Here is a 4,990-nt window from a genome sequence, read left to right as displayed (position 1 = left end):
GAAACGAATAGGCTTTTTCCATACCTCACATTTTAGCATATATTTCGTAAATGTGCTAATATTTAACAGTAAAGCCGTCGTAGAACGACGGGGTTTCAGACCCAAATTTTCGATGAGGGGACGCACTGCCCGCCCTAATTTTAGGGTTTCTCGCCAGAATTTGGCATCGGGGATGCTAATGGGTAGGGTGTCTGCGCCTATCTTCTCAGGCTGTTTTTGTGCTTCTGTCTCGCGTATTAAGGGAACTTCATCGGATGGGGCTGCTGGCTCTTGGGTTTCGTTTTTACTCTCCCGGGGGGGGTTTTTAGCGGGAGGGGTTTCTTTCTTTTCTTCCCTAGGCTCTGTAGGGGTTTGGGGTTTTCCTTCCTCTTCTTGGGTGAGAACATACCACCATAAACTATCAGCTATCTGGTAACTGTCTAGGTCCCATCCCCTGCCCTTGACAAAGGTGATAAATTTATCAATCAGTTCTGGTGTGGGAAGGGTTTGGGTCATGTATTGCCTGTGTCGGTGAGATAGGTAAATAGTAGGTTGGTAAGGGACTTTAATTCTGCACCTGTGGGTTTATCTTGGCCCATGCTCAAAAAGACGGCGTTTAAAAGCTGGTCTGTTGCTAGTTCCCCTTTTTCTCGTTTTTTAACATATTCTGCGATCGCTGCTTCTATTTTTTTACTTTCGGGACTGGCTTCTTTATAATCAAAATGGCTTTTTACTATCTTTTTTAGTTCCTCTGGGGTGGGGTCGGGAATTTCTAAGAGCAGACATCTACGTTTAAAGGGTAGGGGAAAATCCCTCTCGCCGTTGCTCGTCATAATCACTATGGGGAACTGTTGGCAGCTTACCTTACCTTGGGGGATGGATTCCCATTCACCGTCATGGGTTTGTACTGGTATTGGTTCGTTTTCGGTATCTTTCGCGAGTCGGGAAAGTTCGGTGATTTCAAATCTTCCCTCTTCAAAAAGGTTTAAGAGGTCGTTGGGTAGGTCGATGTCACTTTTATCTATCTCATCGATAAGCAGTACCCGGGGATAATTTCTCGGACAGAGGGCTGTCCCCAAGGGACCCAAGCGGATATACTGCCCTATGTCTTTTTTTTCTTCTAATTGGTAATCTTGCAAACGTGCGATCGCGTCGTAGTAGTATAATCCCTCTTGTAGGGTGGTGCGGGTATTAATTGGCCAGACTAATACTTCTCCTAAGTCTAATTCGTAGGCGATTGCGTAGGCTAGGGAGGTTTTCCCTGTACCCGGTTTCCCTGTGACTAAAATAGGCCGGCGTAGGTGAATGGCTGCGTTTACGGTTTCGATGGTTTTAGGGTTAACTATGAGTTGTTTTCCCCGCTCCTCGGATTTGTTGGTGGCGAAGCTTCGCCAAGGTGGGATTTCTGGCCAAGTAATCTTATCCCTTGAGCGTTTTTCATGATTGCCTTGAAAGATTTTCCATGAACTCATAGTTAGTTAACCTAGGTGCTGAGATGTTAAGTAGTGGAAGGGGGGCATCCGATTAGGGTCTTCTAAAAAGCATAATAGATGATGTCCTAGATGTTCTGGTTCATCTTCTAAATTATCTGGTGATTGTCGCCTCACCTCTTGAACTTTTGTGGACAATTGATTGATTTGAATACCCTGTAAGAGTGTATTAATTTGTGTTCTGTGAATTGCTTCCTGAGCATGACAGCGCGACCCAACGGCTAAAGGTATGCCATATTTTAAGCTTCTTTTAAAGAATTGCTCTAAATCCTCTTGAGTTGAGGCGCAAAGATTGCTCCATAGAGTTGTTTCTTGGCACAAATAGGACTCGCTGTTATTAACTGTTTGTGTATCTATAGAAGTTTTTTTTAAGCTTTCCCATCTACTTTTCCACTGTTGATAAACTGGTTGATTCCGATATCTATTCTCCAATCTCATAAGAGAGCGAACATTAACAAAATATACTCTCTTAAGTTGAGTTAGGCTATCAAAGCAATTGTATTCCCAAGATTCAAAGTTAGTATATAGTAGCTTACCATTGGTGAAAAATTCAATATTTAAGTTTGCACCTCCTCGCTCATGACAATCTTCAATAATTTTTGTTAAAATGTTCGTTATATCTTTTTGGGTATAAACATCTTTGCTAACGCTACTATCTACAGGAAGAGGTATATAATTATTTCCTTGACTTTGAGATATATTTAACTGTAGAAACCACGCAGCAAATTTATATTCAGGGGAAGTATTTACTTGACTTTTACTCTCCTCTATTTTGATACATAGATAGTTGTTAATATTTTCTCGATTGTCAGGTTCTGGATTAATTTCTGTTATCTCTGCTGTCCAAGCATTGTAATCTGTGTCAGTAATATTTAATAGTTTCTTTAACTCCTGTATTGTTTGTTCAATGTATGAGCGAGTGTCGCTATTAATTCTGCTATCTTGAGTAAGTCTAAAAAGTATTCTTAATAAATCTTTATCATCTCGAATATTTATGATTTTATCGATGATTTTTTCAAAATTAGCATTGTCATTATCTGGCAAGTAAGACTTTATGATCCGATTCAGTTCTGATTGTTGTTGTCCAGACAATTTATTTTTAAGCTCTGTAAATATATTAATTTTTGTCTTGCTTTTAACAAAACTATTTTCTACAGAGATACTGGCGATTTTTGTCAATTATTTTTGATCTAGAGCGAACTAATCAATTAAGTCTCTTGCCAGATAAGGATTTAGTCGATTTATGCCCCCCTATCGAACCATACTAAGTAACGAAGAACCGATACCCTTGTTATCGATAGCATTCCAATGCTCAATTAATGTAATAAAATTGGTCTTTTGAACTTTTATAGGCGTTTTCATAGCTTCTGTGAGAGCTTTAGAAATCAAGGGAAATAATTTTTTATTTGCTTCTTTCCTAAGATTTTCTGAATTTAAGTAATTTTTCTCTGCTATCTCATCATAAGTTAAACCTTGACGAAATCCATTTACTAAGATTTTTTGTATATCAGATAATCCCTTATTATCTACTTTTATAACTAACTGCATTACAATGCCCAAAAAATCTGATTCATTCAGATCACTTGGTTTTTTAGACTTAGGTTTTCTATTTCCCATTTGTACTTGTGGTTCTCCTTTTAAGAATACAATTCACAAAATGCTACTTTTAGCTACTTAATGATACTTTGGCAAATTGACTACTAAATGCTACAAAAACTACCTCGACAATTAAAAGGGCTAGAAATAAGCTAAAAGTGTAGTCTAATTCAGAGCTTATGTACATCTCAAACTACCAGATTAAATCACTAACCCAGAGGCTAAAAAATCGCTTGGGGTATGTACCCAAAGAAGCTTGGGTAATTAATCTCGCCATCGAGATAGAAATCTCTCCAAAGCCGTTTTTTAGTGATGGGCAATTAGTCCAGCACTACCGAGAAATCGAACAGCTGCACAGCTAGTAAAACCGCCTGAATTTGGTTATTTAACCATTTTCAGGACAGTACAACTTATTTTCTACTGTCATGATACTCAAAAAACCCACCCCAACACAAGCATCGGCTTTAAGGGATAATCCACGCCTAGGGATGCTCCAACTCAGCGATAATCGTCTCGTACAAGCTTTCTTTGACTGGCTAACAGGCTACTACCTTACCCCCCCTCTCTGGAAAAGCACCCCCTCCTTAGAATTACTCTATGGCATACTCCAGTATATAGGAGGATTAGCGATCGCTCTTAGCCACTGGCAATTAATCCCCCTAGTATGGGTGTTATCCGTAGCTGGAGCGGCTCAATTGCAGGAAATAGCCCACTTTTGCGCCCATAATGCTTTTTTCCCTCAATATCCCACTTATAACCATCTTTTAGGTTGTTTACTTACCTTAATTACCGGGAAAAAGCCCTTTCCATTGTTCAAAAAAGATCACCTATTAATTCACCACCCGCCGAAAAACCTAGCTACCATGAATGACAAGGGGAATACCCCCTACCTAGTAGAAGAGTTAGGTTTTGAATTTGCCCAAGAAGAGGCCTTCTATTGGCAAAATTTGGGCAAGTTATTACTCTCTCCCAAGTTTTACGGAGAAACCTTCCTTGCTCGTCTGACTAATCTCCTTAAAGCTCCCATTAACTATCAAATAGCTACCCTGATTGTGCTTTTCTTGGCCTCTGTTTGTGCGGGTTTAACCCATTCTTGTTTAATCTGCTTACTCTGGGCGGTATTTACCCAACTCGGAACCTATGCAGCCGCACTCTTGCAACAGCTACCGGAGCATAATTGGGCCTATGAAGCCGATGAGAATGAGGGAGCTAAATCTCAGGTAATTGGTAAATCTTTTGCCCTATATTTGGGTGCTTACCCCCCGCGCTCAGACCACTGGTTAGAGTGGTTAAAATGGTCCACGGAATTAGTAGGAGCAGTCTTTATCCGGCTGACCATCCTTCCAGTTAGCCTAGGGGCGCACTGTGTTCACCATGCTACACCAAACGATCACAACTGGGCTAACCAACTATATACCCTAAGAGCTTTTCAGGCTGGCTCGGTGAAAGGATGGCAGCGTTATCAATTCCTTGAGGTTTGGGGATACCGAAACGCTTTAAACTACGTCTTTGTCGGTTTTAGTTTAAGGGGAAAAAGCTAAATTAAACTCGGTGTGCAACTATATTTTTAGTCTTGATTTACAACAAGGCTTTCAGAAATCAGCAGAGATAAAGTATCCTCTGGAACCCTGATTCTGTCGTTTTTAGTTGCACATCGCGTTAAATTAACCTAATTCTATAGTTACTAATTCTGTACGCAAATATTGAATCTAGAATTAGCTTTGTACGCTTTGACCCGTACTGGGTTAACTACGAACCTCTCTATCGGATTCCCGCTAAAGGCGGCCTCTCCGACTACCTTTCTTCCAATATTTAAGGAACCATTAATATCTGCTCCATAGAAATAACCCGACGAGCTTCTGAATAGTCCTCTTTTAATTCTCTTGCCTAAATAGCTTTTTTGCTTTTGAATAGACTCTAAGTCC

4 protein-coding genes and 3 pseudogenes are annotated in these 4,990 nt (G+C 40.1%); 2 read left to right on the top strand and 5 right to left on the bottom strand.

Annotated features, from left to right (window positions below):
• From EWV68_RS20985 to EWV68_RS20970, 4 genes and pseudogenes are all read right to left on the bottom strand, one after another.
• Nucleotides 1–495: pseudogene (locus tag EWV68_RS20985) on the bottom strand (formylglycine-generating enzyme family protein); the annotation flags it as partial.
• Nucleotides 492–1,451, bottom strand: a complete 960-nt coding sequence (locus EWV68_RS20980; RefSeq protein ID WP_287170927.1) for an AAA family ATPase — start codon at nt 1,449–1,451, stop codon at nt 492–494. The pseudogene EWV68_RS20985 and the gene EWV68_RS20980, both read right to left, overlap by 4 nt.
• Nucleotides 1,452–1,457: 6 nt before the next feature.
• Nucleotides 1,458–2,648, bottom strand: a complete 1,191-nt coding sequence (locus EWV68_RS20975) for a VMAP-C domain-containing protein (protein WP_287170926.1) — start codon at nt 2,646–2,648, stop codon at nt 1,458–1,460.
• Nucleotides 2,649–2,753: 105 nt separating this feature from the next.
• Nucleotides 2,754–3,086, bottom strand: a pseudogene (locus EWV68_RS20970) (helix-turn-helix domain-containing protein); the annotation flags it as partial.
• Nucleotides 3,087–3,244: 158 nt separating this feature from the next.
• On the opposite strand from EWV68_RS20970, the gene EWV68_RS20965 reads away from it, so the two are divergent.
• The gene (locus tag EWV68_RS20965; RefSeq protein ID WP_036400907.1) at nt 3,245–3,427 is read left to right on the top strand and encodes a hypothetical protein; all 183 of its coding nucleotides are present in this window, start codon (nt 3,245–3,247) and stop codon (nt 3,425–3,427) included.
• 63 nt (nt 3,428–3,490) lie between these two features.
• Nucleotides 3,491–4,606 (top strand): fatty acid desaturase, encoded by a 1,116-nt coding sequence (locus EWV68_RS20960; RefSeq protein WP_287237663.1) that lies wholly within the window; start codon nt 3,491–3,493, stop codon nt 4,604–4,606.
• A 143-nt stretch (nt 4,607–4,749) separates the two neighbouring features.
• Here the strand turns inward: EWV68_RS20960 and EWV68_RS20955 are convergent.
• Nucleotides 4,750–4,990, bottom strand: a pseudogene (locus tag EWV68_RS20955) (RNA-guided endonuclease InsQ/TnpB family protein); the annotation flags it as partial.

The sequence above is a fragment of the Microcystis sp. M_QC_C_20170808_M9Col genome (genome assembly GCF_007095495.1).
GTDB classification, from domain to species: domain Bacteria; phylum Cyanobacteriota; class Cyanobacteriia; order Cyanobacteriales; family Microcystaceae; genus Microcystis; species Microcystis aeruginosa.
Note: the sequence above shows the minus strand (reverse complement) of the source record. Positions and strands in the feature narration are given on the sequence as shown.

What these genes read in the sequence shown, in the direction of transcription:
- EWV68_RS20965 (WP_036400907.1), top strand. Translation starts at nt 3,245, where the DNA reads ATGTACATCTCAAACTACCAGATTAAATCACTAACCCAGAGGCTAAAA.
- EWV68_RS20960 (WP_287237663.1), top strand. Translation starts at nt 3,491, where the DNA reads ATGATACTCAAAAAACCCACCCCAACACAAGCATCGGCTTTAAGGGAT.
- EWV68_RS20980 (WP_287170927.1), bottom strand. Translation starts at nt 1,451, where the DNA reads ATGAGTTCATGGAAAATCTTTCAAGGCAATCATGAAAAACGCTCAAGG.